At 48.9% G+C, this 18,461-nt stretch carries 14 protein-coding genes; 5 read left to right on the top strand and 9 right to left on the bottom strand.

The features are described 5' to 3' along the window. Positions 1-301 precede the first annotated feature (301 nt). Entirely contained in the window at positions 302-1,924 is a 1,623-nt protein-coding gene (locus F454_RS16515; RefSeq protein ID WP_169334345.1) for a tetratricopeptide repeat protein, read from the bottom strand. A 108-nt stretch (positions 1,925-2,032) separates the two neighbouring features. Here F454_RS16515 and proC point away from each other — a divergent pair, with 108 nt between their 5' ends. The 3 genes from proC (at position 2,033) to F454_RS0107410 (ending at position 4,178) form a co-directional block, all read left to right on the top strand. Next, the gene (gene proC / locus F454_RS0107420; RefSeq protein ID WP_026292776.1) at positions 2,033-2,842 is read left to right on the top strand and encodes a pyrroline-5-carboxylate reductase; all 810 of its coding nucleotides are present in this window, start codon (positions 2,033-2,035) and stop codon (positions 2,840-2,842) included. A 61-nt stretch (positions 2,843-2,903) separates the two neighbouring features. Continuing rightward, positions 2,904-3,167 carry a Sec-independent protein translocase subunit TatA/TatB gene (locus tag F454_RS0107415; RefSeq protein ID WP_018970010.1) on the top strand — a complete coding sequence of 88 codons (264 nt, stop codon included), beginning with the start codon at positions 2,904-2,906 and terminating at the stop codon, positions 3,165-3,167. A gap of 12 nt (positions 3,168-3,179) precedes the next feature. After that, on the top strand, positions 3,180-4,178 hold the full coding sequence (locus F454_RS0107410; RefSeq protein WP_018970009.1) for an endonuclease/exonuclease/phosphatase family protein: 999 nt from the start codon (positions 3,180-3,182) through the stop codon (positions 4,176-4,178). On the opposite strand, the gene F454_RS15730 is transcribed toward F454_RS0107410, so the two are convergent. From F454_RS15730 to F454_RS0107390, 4 genes are read right to left on the bottom strand one after another with little or no spacing between them, the layout of a single operon-like run. Next, positions 4,175-5,242, bottom strand: coding sequence for a GNAT family N-acetyltransferase (locus tag F454_RS15730; protein WP_018970008.1), 1,068 nt, complete (start codon positions 5,240-5,242; stop codon positions 4,175-4,177). The genes F454_RS0107410 and F454_RS15730 overlap by 4 nt on opposite strands. 17 nt (positions 5,243-5,259) lie before the next feature. Beyond that, the gene (locus F454_RS0107400; protein ID WP_018970007.1) at positions 5,260-6,657 is read right to left on the bottom strand and encodes a hypothetical protein; all 1,398 of its coding nucleotides are present in this window, start codon (positions 6,655-6,657) and stop codon (positions 5,260-5,262) included. Positions 6,658-6,661: 4 nt separating this feature from the next. Continuing rightward, complete coding sequence (locus F454_RS0107395; protein ID WP_156817186.1) at positions 6,662-7,723, bottom strand: hypothetical protein; 1,062 nt, start codon at positions 7,721-7,723, stop codon at positions 6,662-6,664. 34 nt (positions 7,724-7,757) lie between these two features. After that, positions 7,758-10,190, bottom strand: a complete 2,433-nt coding sequence (locus tag F454_RS0107390; RefSeq protein ID WP_018970005.1) for a transglycosylase domain-containing protein — start codon at positions 10,188-10,190, stop codon at positions 7,758-7,760. On the opposite strand from F454_RS0107390, the gene F454_RS0107385 reads away from it, so the two are divergent. After that, positions 10,189-11,388, top strand: coding sequence for a class I SAM-dependent methyltransferase (locus F454_RS0107385; protein WP_018970004.1), 1,200 nt, complete (start codon positions 10,189-10,191; stop codon positions 11,386-11,388). The two genes, F454_RS0107390 and F454_RS0107385, sit on opposite strands and share 2 nt — an antisense overlap. Here the strand turns inward: F454_RS0107385 and F454_RS0107380 are convergent. After that, positions 11,377-11,904, bottom strand: a complete 528-nt coding sequence (locus F454_RS0107380; RefSeq protein WP_156817185.1) for a hypothetical protein — start codon at positions 11,902-11,904, stop codon at positions 11,377-11,379. The two genes, F454_RS0107385 and F454_RS0107380, sit on opposite strands and share 12 nt — an antisense overlap. A 136-nt stretch (positions 11,905-12,040) precedes the next feature. Between F454_RS0107380 and ilvE the strand changes: the two genes are divergently transcribed. Continuing rightward, positions 12,041-12,922, top strand: a complete 882-nt coding sequence (gene ilvE / locus F454_RS0107375) for a branched-chain-amino-acid transaminase (protein ID WP_018970002.1) — start codon at positions 12,041-12,043, stop codon at positions 12,920-12,922. Positions 12,923-12,983: 61 nt separating this feature from the next. Here ilvE and F454_RS0107370 read toward each other — a convergent pair whose 3' ends face one another. The 3 genes from F454_RS0107370 to F454_RS15725 all read right to left on the bottom strand — a co-directional run bounded on the left by F454_RS0107370 (position 12,984) and on the right by F454_RS15725 (position 18,356). After that, on the bottom strand, positions 12,984-14,447 hold the full coding sequence (locus F454_RS0107370) for a phospholipase D family protein (RefSeq protein ID WP_169334344.1): 1,464 nt from the start codon (positions 14,445-14,447) through the stop codon (positions 12,984-12,986). A gap of 250 nt (positions 14,448-14,697) precedes the next feature. Then, positions 14,698-17,379, bottom strand: a complete 2,682-nt coding sequence (locus F454_RS0107365; protein WP_018970000.1) for an MGH1-like glycoside hydrolase domain-containing protein — start codon at positions 17,377-17,379, stop codon at positions 14,698-14,700. Positions 17,380-17,525: 146 nt separating this feature from the next. Beyond that, positions 17,526-18,356, bottom strand: coding sequence for an EF-hand domain-containing protein (locus F454_RS15725; protein WP_018969999.1), 831 nt, complete (start codon positions 18,354-18,356; stop codon positions 17,526-17,528). Between the last annotated feature and the right edge of the window lie 105 nt (positions 18,357-18,461).

Here is an 18,461-nt window from a genome sequence, read left to right as displayed (position 1 = left end):
TTGCGGAGCCGTGCTCCGGATCAACTTAGCGAGTTTCTCCTGCGCTCCCCTTGGCGGGTGAGGCGGGGCGCAATCTACATATTCCTCAGAGTCACGCAAGTCATTTCGGCACCTTTTTTCACTTTTTATTCAAGACCATCCATAAACCACTGCATTTTCAACAAATTCACTTTTAGGGGAAACCCATCTAATCCACATCACGGAATAGCTCGAACTGGAAATTCACTACTCTTTTGGCATAAGACTGGAGTGTCATGGCTCTAGACCAGCCAAGCTGAACACTGAGCACCTGTGCTAGCCTTCACTTTGACAGTCGTTCCACCGCTTGATGAGCAGGGAGGTATATGGGATCCTTCACCGTAGCGGCTCGGTATGCTTCAAGTGCAGCCTCCGAATCACCTTGGGCTTCAAAAAACTCGCCCAATCTATACTGCATCGGATAGATCACCTCTAATGGCTGAATACGCGATGGAATATTTGGTGTCTCTGCGGCTAGTTGCAGCCAATACAACTTGGCATGATCTTGCGACACGAGTCTCGATTTTAGCTCTTTGGAATAAATCAATAAGCCGTCGAGACTGCGGATATACTCTAGGTAGGCTGGATGCTTATGATACTTCCCTTCTTTTTTCACCAACTGATCAAGGTGGCGATTGAAGTTTGTATAATACGAATCCGCTTTTTGTGTGGCGCCCTCACTCACTGCGAGGTGGCAGTCGAGTAATGCACGATAGGCATTGAGTATATCCAGAAGTGGCTCATCTTTGGAATCGTCAGCAAACAAATGCATTGGCATACGCTTCTTCGCCAAAGCATACTCTCTATTCGCAATGGCAGCTTTCATTGGCAATGTTTGAAGCCCCCACATATAAAGAACTCGTGCAGATGATTCCTCGCGAAACAACATCAGAGGGGTTTTGGTCAAAACATCTAAAACCTCCATGGCTTCTTCATCACGACCTTGCTTGAGCATGAGTTCAGCAAGCTTCATCCCCACACGTAAGATCACATCTGAATCAGCTGCGGTTACCTTGTTCTTACTCTTCCAATCCCGGAACTGAGAGTACGCTTTGCGGTATGAGGACTCTGCCACTTTTGCCATTCCTGCGCGCATCGCAATGTAGCCATGCAATTCATGCCACGTCGGCACCCCAGCTTTAGACAGATCCACCAACTTTTTCACTAATGGCTCGAGATCAGTTCCAAAATCAACAGCAGTTTGAGGCGCCTCCGCTTGCAACATAATCAAAAAATTTAACGCCAAGGAGTCATCTGGCTCTTGCTCAACAATACTCTGGATATTGTCGATACTTCGCTGTTGCCTCACCGTAGGGCGCTGAAGATCCCCATAACCACCGCGCGATAGGTAATTCGCGAGCAATCTACCCATCGTGTCGTTCGGGTAGGTTTTAGCAAGGTGATGGAAAACGCGTGCACTCTTCCCCACGCCACCGACAATCAATTCAGCAATTGCCACCGCATACATCCTCTCATTCTCAGGGTAAAAGAATTCACCTTCTTCTTTATACTCCGCCAAGGTGAGCATTCGGTTATAGGCAACAGCACGTTGCTCATGAAACTCATGCTGTGGGCTAGTCAGGGCCAATACGATACCGCAATAAGCCATCAAACACTGTCGATCAGCTTCCACTGCTGCGCAGAAGTGGCGGTAAGCTTCAAAATCCCATGACGCACTGATCCAGGCAAAACCTTGGCGAACGTGCTCTTGAGCCTCCATACTCGGAGAAAACACCAACAACATCGGCTCGGCCAATGAAGGATTCGACGATGGCACAGCCAATGATTTCACAGGATTTGCGATCAATCGTTGTGGATCAAAACGGACCGATTCTTCCTCCTTCGGCTCAGCCGAGATCATGGGGAAACATAAATACAAAGAAAGCGCGCACGTCATCCACTTCATGCTCAATAGCATTAGGGCAGTCTCAGATGCAGATCAACTTGAATTCTCCAATAGATTTCATCCAAGCAATACTGGACACTAGAACCAAGAAGTTCTAGCCTAGAGGACATGAAATTAGGACTAATTGGTTGCGGCAAGATGGGCCGAGCCCTTCTGGAAGGCGCGCTCACTGCAGGCATCGTTGAGGCTCAAGATGTATACATCACTTCTCGTACCGAAAAAACAAGGCAATCCGTAGCGAAAGAACTCGGAGTGAATCCACTGGCATCGAACACCGAGCTCGCTTCAATCGTCGATGTCGCCTACCTCTGCACCAAACCAAACGTCAGCAAAATTGTTCTACTCGAATTAGCTGAAACACCCGAGAGCCTCGACAACACCCTGATTATCTCTGCTGTAGCAGGCCTCAAACTGGAAGCGATGGAAAGCATCCTTCCCGATTCTGCACGGGTCGTGCGTTGTATGCCAAACACCCCTTCCTTGATCGGAAAGGGGGCGGCAGCCTATTCAACAGGCTCCAACACCTCCGACCTAGACGCCTCTACTACTGGCAAGCTCTTGGGATCTGTCGGTTCGGTGATCGAAGTCGATGAATCCTTGATGGACTCGGTGACTGGAGTGTCGGGCAGTGGACCAGCCTATGTCTATACCTTTATCGAATCCCTCGCCGACGCCGGTGTGCTCAAAGGCCTCCCTAGAGCTCAGGCCCTAGAGTTGGCCACCCAAACAGTACTCGGAGCAGCCAGCATGGTCGCAGAGACTGGACTCCACCCCGCCTTACTTCGAGACATGGTAACTTCACCAGGTGGCACCACCATCACTGCACTCAAAGCATTGGAAGATCATGGATTCCGATCTGCCACAATCGCCGCGGTGGAGGCCGCCACTGAAAAATCGAAAGAACTCGGACGTAACTAAGCGTATCTAATCCCAATACAAAAGTTTTGCTATTGTCCATTTATCATCTAAGATTATTTCCATGAACGCATTTTTGTCATTCGTAACTCTCCCACAAGGTGGTGAGATGATCATGATTTTCATTATCATCCTCCTGCTTTTTGGGGCGAAGAAGCTTCCGCAACTTGCACGCGGAATCGGTAAAAGCATGGGTGAATTCAAGAAAGCCAGAGAGGAATTTGAGCACGAAATCACACGGGCAGAACATGAGGAAATACACACACCAGCTCCCAAAAAACCAGTAGAGAATGCAAGCCCTGCTGCTAAACCATCTGAAGAGGCATAGCCTCAACAGACAATGACTTTACAAAAAACTCCACAGGCCTTGTGCTGTGGAGTTTTTTGCTTTCTGGCCCTCTGCTTTAGCTCCTGCGAAAAAAAAGCTAGAGAAACCGCAAATTGGCCGACCGGCCAGAGCACCCCTGACCATCAAGCCCTCACTGAGCCCTCCATAAATAAAGAGCGCAACAGAACGCAAACTCCTATTGGCAAGGAAACCACTCTACTTGCCTACAATGTTTACAATTACCTCTGGATGCAACGCGGGTCCAAGTCTGATGGCCTCCAAGCAAAGCCTGAGCGAGAGATCCGTGACCTCATCAAGCACATCACTAAAATCAAACCCGACATCCTGGGTATGTGCGAAATTGGGACACAAGCCGACCTCGACGACCTCAGCCGCCGGTTGTCCGCAAAGCAACTCGACTATCCCTACCAGTATTTACACCACGGCGTCGACCCATACCGCAGATTAGCACTTCTATCCAAGCACCCCTTTACCGTCCACTCTAACACACTGACCTCATTCAAGATGGACGGTAGAAAATACGAAATGCTGCGTGGCATGCTGGACGTGACCATGAACATCAATGGCTCTCCAGTCAGGCTCATTGGGATCCATCTAAAATCCCAACGAAAGTCAAAACACTATGACCAAGAACGCTTCAGACGCCACGAAGCACACATGGTCCGCGAGCACGTGCTCATGGCTTTAAAAACAAACAAAGATCTTATCCTGTATGGGGACTTCAACGATCATCTGAACTCAGCAAGTATTCGAGCAATCGCCGGAAAAGCCCACTCACAACACTATCTTAAAGCTCTAGAACTCTCAGATGATGATGGCAACAGGTGGACGCACTATTGGCGACACCAAGATCTCTACTCGAGGCTCGACTACGCCCTCGCTTCCCCATCCATGCTGCAGCGTATCAACAAGACTGATTCTAAAATTGAGAGACCGCATCAATGGAGTAGGGCCAGCGACCACCACCCACTGTTGATCAAGTTCCGCTAACTTGATAGATTTTTGCAGTAGGCTAGAGAGTTACGGCCACTGCTCACTAGTGACTCTCTGCGCTCAACTGGAAGCGACTCAAGAGCAATCGGCTGAAAACCGAGACGTTCTTCAAAGAATTTCGATGCTGTATTCGTGAGGGCAAAGATGGATTCCATCCCCAAGTCGCGCGCTCGTTGCTCCATAAAGTCTACTAAGTCTTTTCCATAGCCCGTACCTTCATGGTTCTGCTTCACAAACAAACAAGCAATCTCGCCCACTCGTTCATAACAATAGAGAGCCACACAACCCAAAACATTGCCATCCACCTCGATCACCGCATAGTCCTCAAGCGATTCGGCCACCTCTTCGTATGTTCTAGGCACCAAATGCGTGCGTTTGACCGATCGTCCAATCAAGCCTAACAACTCAGAGATATCCTCCTCCTTAAGTGTGCGAATCTGACGGTAGACTCCAGCATACACCATAGTGCCTACACCTTCATTTGAAAACAGCTCCTTCAAAATCACACCAGGCTCGCCTCCATCCAAAAGGTGCACACGATCCACTCCCCCACGGCAAATGGCTACAGCATGATCCAATAGACTTTGGTGTTCTGCTGTAAGGTTGCTTGGCAATTGCTCAGCCTCCTTCACCGTCAGGAAACGAACGACGTCACCACGGGACGCTTTCAATACAAAATCAGCAACAGCGATAACCTTAGCAGCATCCAAATCCGTCGAGAGCTTCAGCAGCCCTGCGGATAGGAGACTCCCCTGTCGCGGCATCATCGCTGCTTGACCACGCTCCAAAACCTTGGCCACATCACTGCCGCTATAACTACCCGTTAAGACCGAACTTCGGAATTCATGCTCAACAGCCCAATCAAGTACTCGATCTAACTCATCTTCTGATGAGACGATCACAAGCTTCACCCCGATGGATTGAAGCGCACAAATATCGAGAACAAACTCAGCTTGGCCAGCTGTTGTTAGTAAATCCCAACGAACATCAACCACGAAGGTCTTCCCTCTAAAAATAGGCACATAATGAAGTAGGCCTCTGAGGTCTGCGGTAGTCGACATTGTTCTAATCATTCAAGCTAACGAAATCTTCTAGCGGTTGCTTGGGCTGCTTTAGGAATATAATCAAGCCATTCTTCATTTCCCGAACGAATCATCTCTTTGAGCTGAACACCTGAATAATTAAGAAGCTTGGTATCACTCGACTCGATTGCCTCTACCAAATCATTATCGATGATATATTGCAAAAGCCCTGCAGCCTTGGGGTCTACCTTAATATTGCTCGTAGTCACCACTTCAGAATCTTTCGATTCCTTCCATGGATAGGCAAACATTTTGATCTTGTGCTTAAACAAGCGACCGAATGATTCAAGCACACCACCGTCGAGATCAGATGACCACTTTTCATTAAAGAGCTCGACCAACAAGCCAACACTCAAAATGAAAGCAATGGGCTCACGCGTGTACATGCTAAGATAGTTCGCCACACGATAGAATTGAGAGTAGTTGGATATCAAAACGGTCTGCCCCTCGGCTTGAAGAGCATCTGCTCTGTTAAGGAAATCCAAATGATCTAACTTATCTGCACCTTCCTCTAGCAGGTTATTCATCGAAATTTCACAGAGGCTCATGAATTCTCTTTCTTTGCTGTTGTCTAGGTGTCTCTGTAAGGCTCTTTTCCCTTGCTCAAGCATGTCTAGGTGAAGGTTACTTACTGGATCAAAGCTACCGCGCAGCAGTGCCACAGGCTTAGCGTACAGCACCTCAGCGGGCTGCACCACCTCCCCTTGAGGAGTGAACATTGCAGCCGGAGTGAGTCCACTTTTCACCAATTGCAAAGAGCACAGGCGGTTGTCGACATAGCGAAACTCTTCCCCTAAAAATTTGAGCATATCGACTTCAATGCGCTCCACGCTCAGATTATCGAGGAGAGATTCCACAAAATGCTCCAGGCTGTCTCGGTGATAGAATGACGCATAGATGAGATTCAGGCCAATGACACCAAGAGCCTCCATTTGGTCAGTATTCGTTTGGTCCAGCAAACGTACGTGACAGAGTATCTGACAAGGCTCCGCTTCTGGAGTAAGCTGAAGTCTCACACCCATCCATCCATGACACTCATCATTGTCCTGGTAGCCTCTGGCCCTCACAGTATTACAATACGCAAAAAAGGTGGTATCACTACCGCGCTTGGCTGCCAAACGTTCAATCAACAGGTCATATTCATGATCAAGCATTGATTTGACACGCTCTCGAGAGACATACCTCTGCGCTTTGCCGTAGATTTCATCGCTCATCGTCATGTCGTATGCCGAGATCGACTTCGCAACAGTCCCGGCTGTACCAGAAGTCTTAAAAAACCAATTAACGACCTCTTGGCCTGCTCCGATCTCAGCAAAGGCACCGTACTTTTCCTTATCGAGGTTGATCTGGAGTGCCTTATCTAGGGAACTTAGCGGCTGATGTTTCTTTTTCATGGGCTTATTTCAGGATCCATCCGTTGCTTGCGACCGAATCAATTTCAACCAATCGAGCATCGCTCAATTCAATCGCTGGGTATTTTAAATAGAGAGTATAGGGTCGATCGACAATTTTCACGCCAAAAGGCTCCAGTTGATGCACTAGGAAACCTCTCCTAGACGCATAGGCAATGAGGTATTCATCAGAACCTTCAAAGCTTAAACTGTACGATTGCCAATGAGTCGAATCGTAACCGTTGTTATAATATTCAGTTTTGGTCACCATCGCTCGCATCAAAACTGGAATCTTTGCTTTTTCTGCACGGAATGTATCAAAAGTCACTTCTCCTATACCGTAGCTCGCTTGCCAGTCCATCACGATTGATTTGTCGGCCAATTGTTTCACCACGAGGGCTCTACTATTACCGCCTTGGTCAAAGTATCGCACTACAAAATAGCCTGAAAGATCGGTGTACTCTGTGTGGATATATTCCTTGTAGCTGGACATCAACTCCAAGCTCTCAGGGTGTAACGATAGATATTCCACGTCATCCTCTCGCACCAAGGGGCTGACCTCATCAAGTGACTTAGCCTTGAAGAGCTTCTCTAGAAAAGCTGTCATCACCTCATTGCTCGGAAGCACCTCAGTGGCATCCAAGCCACTCTCAAATGAAGCCATACCACCCTTCAAGTTCAGCCCATCAGAGAACTGATTACTTGATTGATTCTGCAGCACCATGATGAGAATCACAAATCCAGCGAGGCCTGATAACACCGCTGGACCAATCACCGCCCATGGAAAAAATGATGCTTCCCATTGGTTTTGTTCCACTGCTAGCTCTTTATCCCACACCTGAGCACGTTTGCTTTCACCTGAGGCAACTTGAGCACTTGCATACTTTTGTAGGGTGCTAGAATCGCCCCCTGCTCTCACGGATTCCTCACACCCTGGACATTCAACCACGATAGATTCATTGCCATGACGCACCGAGAAAAGAATACGACAAGACGGGCATACGTATGCTTTTTTCTCCAACTCTAGAACCATTAAACCGACTCTAACGAGCGCTATATCATTACGCAAGTCGACAATGTTCCAATTCGCAGATCGAAGATGTCTAGTCCTCTAAGATTTCTAACTTTTTGGGTTCCCCAACAGAAATGAGTGATTGGCTGTCTAGTTCAGGCAATTGATCAACCCGCACTTTTGCCCCTGTAGCATCAGAGCCTACAGCCCCCTCAGAAGCAGTAATCAATGTATTCTGCTCTGCTCCATATGGGTCATCACCCAATAAGGTTTGAGCTTGAGCTGTGACTGGCTGGACATCATCAAGCCCCATGTCCCCAGAGACAATTAAAGCCCGCGAAGCAATAAGACCTCGGCTGTGGATATGGCAATGGTGCTCAGGACGATTCTTGGTATAAAAAATCTCCTTCATACTCGTGCGCACAGTTTCCATTTTTCCAGTCTTGGGGTTGCGAACGTAGTCTTCGCAATCCAGGGTGAGTTTTTCGCCAGATTCACGGCACACATCAAGCTCCACAATTCCAGGTGGTCGCACGATTGACTCAGGCTGGTAGGTCTTTTGGTAAATTTCCATCCCCTCTCTCCAAATTGGCATGACGGTGTCGACACTGAATGCCTCTGGATAAATTTCTTTACGTGAACCATCCCAAAACCCAGACCATACAGCACAACTCACTTCACTGTTGTAGCCAGCAAACCAATTGTCAGCAAAATCGCTCGTCGTCCCAGGCTTACCAGCCACTGAGCTCTCAAGCAATGCTGAGCCTTCTAGCCCGCGCTTCCCACTGCCTTCTTTCAACGCGGATTCCAAACTTGAGTGAATCAAGTAGGCTGTTGCGGGATGGATGACTTGCTTGTGTGCCACTGACTTTTTCGGGTGCGCGTAGATTGCCTGTCCCTCACTATTCTCGATGCGTGTCACCCAAGTTAAGTCACTGGCTACTTTCCCGTGATTAGCAAAAGAAGCGTAGGCACTGGCGACCTCCATCAATGAAGCAGATTCTGTTCCCAGCAGTTCACGAGGCAACAACTTCTCCGAATTCGAGGTAACCAAACCATAACGTTTCGCAACCTTGCGGACTTTATCAATTCCGACCTCACGCCCTAGACGAACCGTTGCAGCGATTTTCGACTTTGCCAGGCCTTCGCGTAGCATGATCTTCCCTTGATAGCTTGGATCATCAATTTCATGACCCCACTCGCCGAGTATCCCCTCGACTCCATCAACCATGACTTGGCGGTTGTCCATCGCCTCATCCAGCATTGGATGGGTCATCAGATAGCCTGACTCCACTGCAGCAGTGTAAACAAAAGGGAAAAACCCCGTGCCTAGTGGCTTCTTTCCAGATGCAATAAAATCGTACTGTGAGTGGGAAAAGCTACGACCTCCAATGTAGGCAATCACTTCACCATTATGGTAATTGTACATCAAGGCGGCACCTTGTAGATACTTAGGACGCTTCCCCTCGCGGCGATCAAAGTCTTGATGCAGCGGGTGATTGTAACCTTCTTGCTTTTCTGCCAGCGCCAATTGCTCACGCATTTTGCGCTCCATCGACTCCTGAATGTCTCGATCAATGGATGTGAAAACTCTCAGCCCCCCTACAGCCAGCTGCTCAGTCGAAACATACTCACGGACAGTAGCTGCAATGCGATCGTAGATGTGAGATGTCTGGCGCTCGATCGGATTGGGATTCACCTCCACCGGCATGGACTGCAAGGCATCACGTTCTTTGTTTGAAATCCTTCCTTCAATCGCCATACGCGTGAGCACGTGATCGCGCGCCTTTTTGTTGTTCTTTTTGCTGCGCAATGGAGAAAAGGTGGAGGGGTTTTTAATACAGCCCACCAAAGAAGCACATTCTTGGATTTCCAGATCTCTTGGCTCCTTGCCAAAATAACCGAGCGAGGCCGAGCGCACGCCGAAGTAACCACTACCAAATGCCACACGGTTCAGGTAAAACCCAAGGATTTCCTGCTTGGTATAGTATTGCTCGATTCGCTGAGCCAAAAAGATTTCAACAATCTTGCGCTCATAGCTACTTTCATCACGTTTGAGTGCCTCACCTTTCAGGTCGTAGGCATTCCGTGCGAGCTGCATAGTAATCGTCGATGCACCTGAGTCTTCGTTGCCAGATTTATAGTTCAGAATAGCTGCTCGCAATATCCCCATGTAATCAACCCCATCGTGCTCCCAGAATCTCGAATCTTCGCCAGAAACCAGAGCGTCAATCATCTTGATGGGGATTTCTTCCACATTGATCGGGCTGCGATTTTCCACAAACATCCGGCCGATCTCACGCTCCTTACGGTCGTAGATCACGCTGGGCACCTCGATCTGGTTAATCAAGGTCATGTCGTAGCTGGCCGCGCGTTCGCGGTAGACATCGGTGACATAACTATACACCCAATACGCAGCACCTGCTCCGATCACCAAACAGAAGAACATCGCAAGAAACCAAAGTCTTAGGAAGATTGCTTTCTTGCGCACTTTGCGCCGGGAGTTAAACTTCTTGCGTATCATGTTGCCAATTCATTCATCTGCCAATGAGGCCGAGCAGACTTCTTTGTTCTACTCCGACGCCAGCGATCCTGCAACCCTGAGCTGGCTAGAATCACAACTAAAGGATAAAATTTCCAAGAACGGCTCCATGAGCTTCTATGATTGGATGAGTTCAGCCCTCTACCACCCTCAAGCCGGGTACTACGCGAGGGGGGCCTCACGCGTGGGAAAAAGCGGAGATTTCTTCACCTCTGTCAGTGTCGGCTCAGTCTTTGGCACCCTTCTAGCCGAACGTATAGCCAAACTGCATCAAGAGCACAGCGCTGGGTCACCGCTCAACATCCTCGAACTTGGAGCCAACACAGGCCACCTTGCACTCGATGTACTCAATGCTATTCAAGCCCAGCACCCAGAGCTCTACCACAAGGTTCAATACATTATCAGTGAGCCACTAGAATCAATGCGACAGGAACAAACACGCATACTCGCAGCACACGCAGACAAACTACTCCATGTAGCGCTGGATGCGCTCCCTTCATTGCCCGATTACACTATTTTTCTGAGCAATGAACTATTGGACGCCTTCCCTGTTCGCTTGATCCAATACAAACAAAGCAAGTGGTGCGAGCGTGTGGTCAACTGGATAGAGGATAGCTTTCAATGGGACACCCGTGAAATCCGTTGCACGGAAACACTGGCCTTCACGGACACCCTAGGACAAAACTTCAGCGATGGCTACACGACTGAGTTCCGCCCAGAACTAGAGAAACTTTCTCAGACTCTGGCGCAAGCCATTGAACATGGAGCCATCCTCTGTATCGATTACGGCTATGCTCATTCAGAACTTTACGCTCCACATCGCGTGGAAGGAACCCTGCGCTGTTTCAACCGCCACCAAGCTAACGACAATCCACTAACACAAGTTGGCGAGCAGGACATCACGGCCCACGTCGATTTTACAAACTGGGCAAAGGTGATGAATCGTCACGGCTTTACCCCTAGTTGCTTTGAAAGGCAATCGAGCTACTTCAGTAGGCTAGGAGCTGCGTACTTCAATCAAAAGTCATCTGAAGGACAGCCCATCGATCCATCGGAAATCAGGCAGTTTCAAACACTGACTCACCCAAGCATGTTGGGCTCACAATTTTTTGTACTCGAGGCCTGCAAAGGCGCCAGCCCATCGACAACTGCCATGCAGCGACTCGAGCTAGATTCCTAACTCACCTTTATCCTCTAAATTCTTTGCCGTCGTGTCAGGTGTGGCCCGGAAGCCAGGGCTCACCTTGCGAATCAACTTTTTAAGTCCTGACTCGGAGGCTACGTAATCATCTTCAGCTTCACGCAGCGCCTTCTCCCAGGCACCAGCAAACCCAGGCGCTTGCTCACGTAGCACACTCACCGCTGTCTCGATCACTTCCAACTTCCGCAGCTCGAGTTTACCTGGTTTTTGCTGAATTGCTTGGATATTCACCCGCAGGTTCTCATTCTGCTCGCGCAACTCTTCTAGTTCCTTCTGCTGCTTTTCATTCCCCTCGGCATTGATCTTTAATTGTGTGCTGAGGTGGGTCTGCATGCTAGCTAGCTCCTCTTGCACGCGCTTCACTTCTAACCTGAGATGCTTCTTATCTTTTGCTCCTGAGCGCCACACAAAAAATGTGAGTGCCAGGCCGATGAGCAAGCCCCAGGTAAAAGGCTCAGAGAGGATGTTAATCAAAATTTCCATTAGATTCATCATGGCTCATAATTTCGTATCTGCAAAGTGGGAATATCCTTCTAATTTCAATGATATCGAAATCTCTGATTCGTGAGTTGCATTCGCTAAATTTTTCACTACGTTCGCAGAAATTACTCAACGCAGATAACAAACGATAATGAGCGACACGCAACAAATTTGGCTAGATGGCGAACTCGTAGCAAAAGAGGACGCGAAACTTTCCGTCTTCGACCATGGCCTCCTCTACGGTGATGGTATCTTTGAGGGTATTCGCTTCTACAGTGGTCGCGTCTTCCGATTGGAGGAGCACATCGAGCGTCTCATCCTATCTGCAAAAGCAATCCACCTTGAGCTGCCATGGAGCCTTGAAGAGATTTGTAAAGCAACCGTCGAGACCGTCAAAGCCAATGGTCTCACCGACGGCTACATCCGTTTAGTAATCACCCGCGGTGCCGGCGGTTTGGGTCTCAATCCCTACCTCTGCCCAACACCTTCGATGTTTATCATTGCTGCGGCGATCCAACTCTACCCTGAAGAAAACTACACCAAAGGCCTCGAGCTCATCACCTGTGCCACACGACGCCCGACTCCAGCTTCGCTCAGCCCTCAGGTAAAGTCTCTTAACTACCTCAACAATGTCATGGCTAAGATCGAATGCATCCAAGCCGGCGTAATGGAAGGCGTGATGCTCAACGAACAAGGTTACATTGCCGAGTGCACAGGGGACAACATCTTCGTCATCAAGAACGGTAAACTCACGACGCCTCCGGTTTCTGACGGTTCACTCGACGGCATCACACGCCAAGTCATCTTCGAACTGTGCGAAAAGGCTGGCCTTGAGCTTGAAGAAAAATCCATGACGCGTTACGACCTCTACACAGCTGATGAAATCTTCCTCACTGGTACTGCAGCGGAAGTGATCCCATGTGTGAAGTACGATCAACGTAGTATTGGGGACGGCATGCCAGGCCCGATTAGTAAGCGTCTCGTTGAAGATTTTCGAGCTCTTGCCAACAGCGAAGGCACTCCCTGCACCTAATCGCAGCGGACACCACCCAGACACATTGCAAAGGGCACCCACGGTGTCCTTTTTTGCACCCTTAAAGCTCACTCTCAATCGGAATCCATCGCGCAAAACTATCCCACACACGCTGTGAAAATTTGCGCGCTGGTTGATTCAGTAATACAGCGCCTCCAACACCCCGCCACTGCAAAGCCCCTGTTTCCGACAATGAAACCCTCCAAGCATTCTCTGGCTGCACCATCATATCGATTTGACCACACAAGGCCCCCGAAAGCCCAACAGAGTCAATAATCAAGCCTGACTCGGCATTGATCATGAGTGCCCGAGGGTCCATATTCAATGAGCCAATGTAACAAAAGCGCCGATCCACCACGATCGCCTTCTTGTGCAAACAAAGGAACGGTGCGCGATTCCCCCCTGCATCACTGATGGCGCGCTGCTGCTCGCTCGGGTCGTGGCGGTACTCATAAAGTTCACAACCTAACGACAGAAGGCGCCGGCGGTACTTACGGTAATGGCTATGTGTGATGAGGTGATTATTTGCCCCCATCGATGGCACCACAAACTTGACCCGCACCCCACGCCCAATCATCTCTTCCAACTCATCAAAGCTCGCCTTGTATGGAATCAAATAAGGTGTAACGATCACCACCTCACGCTGAGCCTCATAGAGGTATTGAGATAAGTACTCATCGAGCACACGTTCTTCCCCCCCAGGAGTATCAGCAATAAATGTCGCACGCCCCGGAAAGAATGAGGCTTGAGCATCTCGATAAAGTTGAGCCCATGACCGTGAGCTTAGAATCAGATGCGGTAACTGCGTTTGCTTCATATCCTCCACCCCTTTGCGCATCTTCTTTGTTTCACCCAACAATACTTCGTTCTCGACTGCGTCTCCCAAGTAGCGCGCTGGATAGACGATGTTACTATTCCAAAAGACATCAAACTCATGACGCATTTCAGGGACAACAGCACCGACACTCAACACATCGAGATCACGAAAGTTATATTCACCCGATAGCCCAAAGTACTTGTCGCCAATGTTTCGACCGCCACTGAGCGCCCACACCCCATCAGCAAGCAATACTTTACTATGCATGCGGTGCGTCGCCTCTGCATAATGTGTGAGAAAATAAAGCCCCCGACCTATGCTAGGTTTTCGCACCTTCATGGGATTGTAGAGACGAATCGATAAGTTCGGATGATGCTCGTAACTAGCCAACAAAGATTCATTACTCTTGAGCCAGATGTCGTCAATCAACACCCGCACCTTCACCCCGCGCTCTGCAGCGCGCAACACACGATCAAATAACAACCAACCTGATTGGTCAGCCTCCCAGATGAATGTCTGCAAATCAATCGACGTCTCAGCCGCATCGATCAAAGCAAGACGCCATTGCAAAGATTCATTCGCATCCTCAATCAGATGGAAATAGGATCGATCGCCTTGTTGCGGGTAAATTGATGATTGTTGGACTAAATAATCACTCGGCGACACTTCTGCCGCAGCCTCAGGCTCCTGAATATCGATAGGGGCCAAGTACGTACACCCAACTAAGCAGCATAACCATGAAGCACTCAACCACTTCATCAGGCACTGGCGCATCATCTCCTTCATGCAGTTCTCAATCGTCGCTCTAATCAATTATTTACTCTCGTCGTGCTTCTCCCCATGGCTGGGTGCTCATGCGAGTGAACAAGGCAATAACGCCACGCCACACTCGCCCTATCACTCACGTTCTCACACTCTACGGAGAACACAAATACCACGTGATGCTCCAGGCAAGCTATCATCCACGAGCAGAGCGCACGCGATCACGAAGTAAGGTAGCTACGAGCGCAGTCCATCCGGTTTGGTGCTTGGCTCCCAATCCGTGGCCAGTTTCACCATTAAAGTACTCATAAAACAACAACAAGTCCTCCCAAGGTTCACCAACTTTATACTTCTCAGATCCACGCATCGCTGGGCGCACACCATCTTCTTGATGCAAAAACATCCCAATCAAACGGTCCCCAACCTTATCCGCGACCTCTCCCAATGTGTGCATTTCTTTGGAGCCACTCGGGAACTCCACCTTGAAATTATCACCATAAAAATGCTGATAACGACGTAGAGACGACAACACGATATAATTCACAGGAAACCAGATAGGACCACGCCAGTTAGAATTGCCTCCGAACATGTACCCGTCTGACTCTCCAGGAACGTAGCCCACCTCGTGCTTTTCACCTTTCCAAACAATGCTATATGGATGTTCTTTGTGCTCCTTAGATAGCGAACGTAAACCATACTCTGATAGAAATTCGTCTGTATCGAGCATGCGTGTGAGTAGTTTTTCAAAACGATCTCTGAGCGGTAACATGAGCAAACGTGACTCCTTGTTATCACGGTCCGCGTCTCGATAACTCGTGTACTCAGCCAAGTCTGGGCGGTTCTCAATGAACCAATGCAATCGCTTCATAAAACCGGGCATCTTACGCACCTTCTTCATGTCAATTTCAGCCACACCCATCATCGTGAGTAAGCCCACCATAGAACGGACCTTTAACGGGATTTTCTTACCGCTCTGAAGCACCAGTTGGTCATAATAAAAACCGTCTTCTTCACACCACAATCCGTCGCCATCCTCCTCATTCAGTGCGCGCGCAATGCGTACAAAGTGCTCAAAGTACTTGGAAGCCATGTCCTCGTATGCTGGGCGCGTCTCAGCTAGCTTGAGACACATCTCAAGCATTTGAGCACAGAAGCCCCCCATCCATGCGGTACCATCCGACTGCAGCAAGCGAGCGCCGTCTCCTAACTCTTGGGATCGGTCGAACACACCGATATTGTCAAGCCCTAGGAAGCCGCCGGAGAACAAGTGATTCCCATCCACGTCCTTGCGGTTGACCCACCACTGGAATACCAATGATAGCTTTTGAACAGCCTTCTCTAACCATTCAAGATCCTCCACTCCATTGCGTTCAAGAATTTGATAGATTTGCCAAATACCCCAGGCATGCACCGGTGGGTTCACATCAGAGAAGCTCCATTCATACGCAGGGATCTGCCCGTTCGGGTGCAGGTACCACTCGCGAAGGAAAAGCAACATCTGCTTCTTCGCAAAGTCTGGATCGATACGAGCAAATGCAACCATGTGAAAGGCACTATCCCAACAAGCAAACCACGGGTACTCCCACTTATCCGGCATGGATAGAACATCTCGTGCAAACAAATGGTGCCAATCCTTATTGCGCCCGACCACTCGAGAATGCGTCGCGTTTTCGCGACCGTTATCGCCATAAAGCCAGGCTTTGACGGTGTAGTAATAAAATTGTTTCGACCACAGCAACCCAGCATAAGCTTGGTGCGACACTTGATCCTCAGCCTCACTCTGACCTTCAGGTAGAAGAGCATCATAGAACTCCTGTTCCTCAGATGCGCGCAATGCCAGCACCTCATCAAAATCTTCAAAACGCTGACCGCGGTCATCTTCTTCTGCGATCAATCGACAACGAATCTTGTGGTTGCCTCCAGCTGGAACCGTGACCTTGATCCAGGCTGCCACCTTGGTCCCTTCCTGCTTTGGATTTACCACCCCCGCTTCACCATCAACCACATGTCTGTGAAACGCATCTTTCAAATATTCAGACTTATTAGGTTGCCCGAAAAGCTCTTCTTGATTGGTATCATTCTCAGTAAACAGCCATTCCTGAACTTCGCTTCCCTCTTCATCGAGATAGAAATGGAAGATTCCCATATCACAATGCTCCATAACCAAGCGATCACCTTGCTTAACGATACTAGGCTTACTCCAATCGGATTCAAAATGCTCTTCGCCCCAAGCCCAAGAATTGCGCATCCACACAGTAGGCAAGACATGAATCGTCTCCTCATGGCTACTCTTGTTCGTGATTGATAATTCCCAACACAAATCACTTGGACCAGCCTTCGCCACCTTGGTTTCTACATCCCAGTACTCATAATTATCAAATATCCCTGTATCCTCTATATCGTACTCAGGATCCGCAGGACCACGTGATTGGTTTTCATCCACCAATTGCGAGTACGGATATTCAGCGATTGGATACTTGTAGAGAGCACGGGTATACGAATGTGTTGGCGTGCTATTAAGGTAATAATAACATTCCTTCACGTCTTCCCCGTGATTCCCCTGTGATCCAGTGAGACCAAAAAGACGCTCTTTTAAAATCGGATCCTTCCCATTCCAAAGAGCTGGTGCAAAATTGATCCTAGACTTTCTATCACACCAACCTAACAAACCATCTTCTCCCCAACGGTATGCTCGCTTCCTCGCCTGATCATGGGTGAAGTAATCCCACGCATTTCCACCCTCTGAGTAATCCTCCCTAACAGTACCCCACTGACGTTCGGCCAGGTATGGCCCCCAGCGCTTCCAGTTCCTCTCAAATGAGGCCTCTTCTGCTAGTCTGATACGCTCGGCAGTCTCGTGCTCAGCTCTAAGTTCCATGCCTCAATGGTCTATCAAATAAGCTTCTAACGGTAAACCACTCATTTAACTTACCCCCCCCCTAGATAATCATACTGAACCCGCAATCCGTTTCATAAACAATGAGATCTATCAAAACACATTGTATGCAGGTCAGTTAGAACAAATCATTCAGCACCTCTAGTCGGCTTATTTTTTTCAAACATTGGGAATCCCCCACGGCGTGGCTTCGCCCCGCCTTGCTTATTCTGTTTACGAAGCTGAATTAATAAGCGCATCGGGTCATTCTCCAACATATCTTCAAAGGCTGCTTTGCGCTCTTCAGCACTCAATTCACCATCACCATCTGTATCATATTGATCGATCATCGCCTGCTTCTCAGCGGCGTGGGCAGATCGTTTCTCATCCGCTGTTAATTTGCCGTCGCCATTAGTATCGTACTTGTCTAGCAAATCACGCCTTGCCTGTTGGTCGAATGCTTTAAGCTTCCTCTGCACAGCTTTAGCTTCATCGGGTGAAATTTTACCGTCACCGTCACTATCAAATTTCAGCATCACGCGCTTGCGGGCGGAATCCGCTTCTTTCCGACGCTTCTGCATCCACTCACGAGCTACTTGACGTTCAGATTCCGAGAGTTTCCCGTCACCATCTTTATCAAAGCGCATGAGGAATTTCTTGCGTCGTTCCTGGTGTTTGGCTCCGCCTTTTCCACCACGCGGAGCTCTGTTCTCCACACCGTCAGCGCGAGCCCCTTGAGCTCTCTTTTTTTGCATCTCTTGGCGAAACACGCTTCTCTCTTCATCAGAAAGAACGCCATCACCATCTGCATCAAATCGCTTCAACACCCTCTGATGCATCTCACCATCTCGAGCAAATTTTCCAGGCTTGCCCCCCTCACGCGCTCCCCCTTCCTCCTGCTCTGCCGCCATCGCACTACCGCTCATTAGCACACAGGCAATGAGTAATTGAAGAGTCAATGGTTTGAGATTAGAGGTCATGGTACTAGGCTCAGAAAAGCACAGAAATCATCTATAAAACCCAGCATAATCAGAATCGTTGCAAAGATAATAAAAAAATCGGCCTACCCCAAAAAAGGTAGGCCG

The organism is Rubritalea marina DSM 17716, from assembly GCF_000378105.1.
Taxonomy (GTDB): domain Bacteria; phylum Verrucomicrobiota; class Verrucomicrobiia; order Verrucomicrobiales; family Akkermansiaceae; genus Rubritalea; species Rubritalea marina.
The sequence above is the reverse complement of the archived record's forward strand: the minus strand, read 5'-3'. Positions and strand labels throughout refer to the sequence as shown.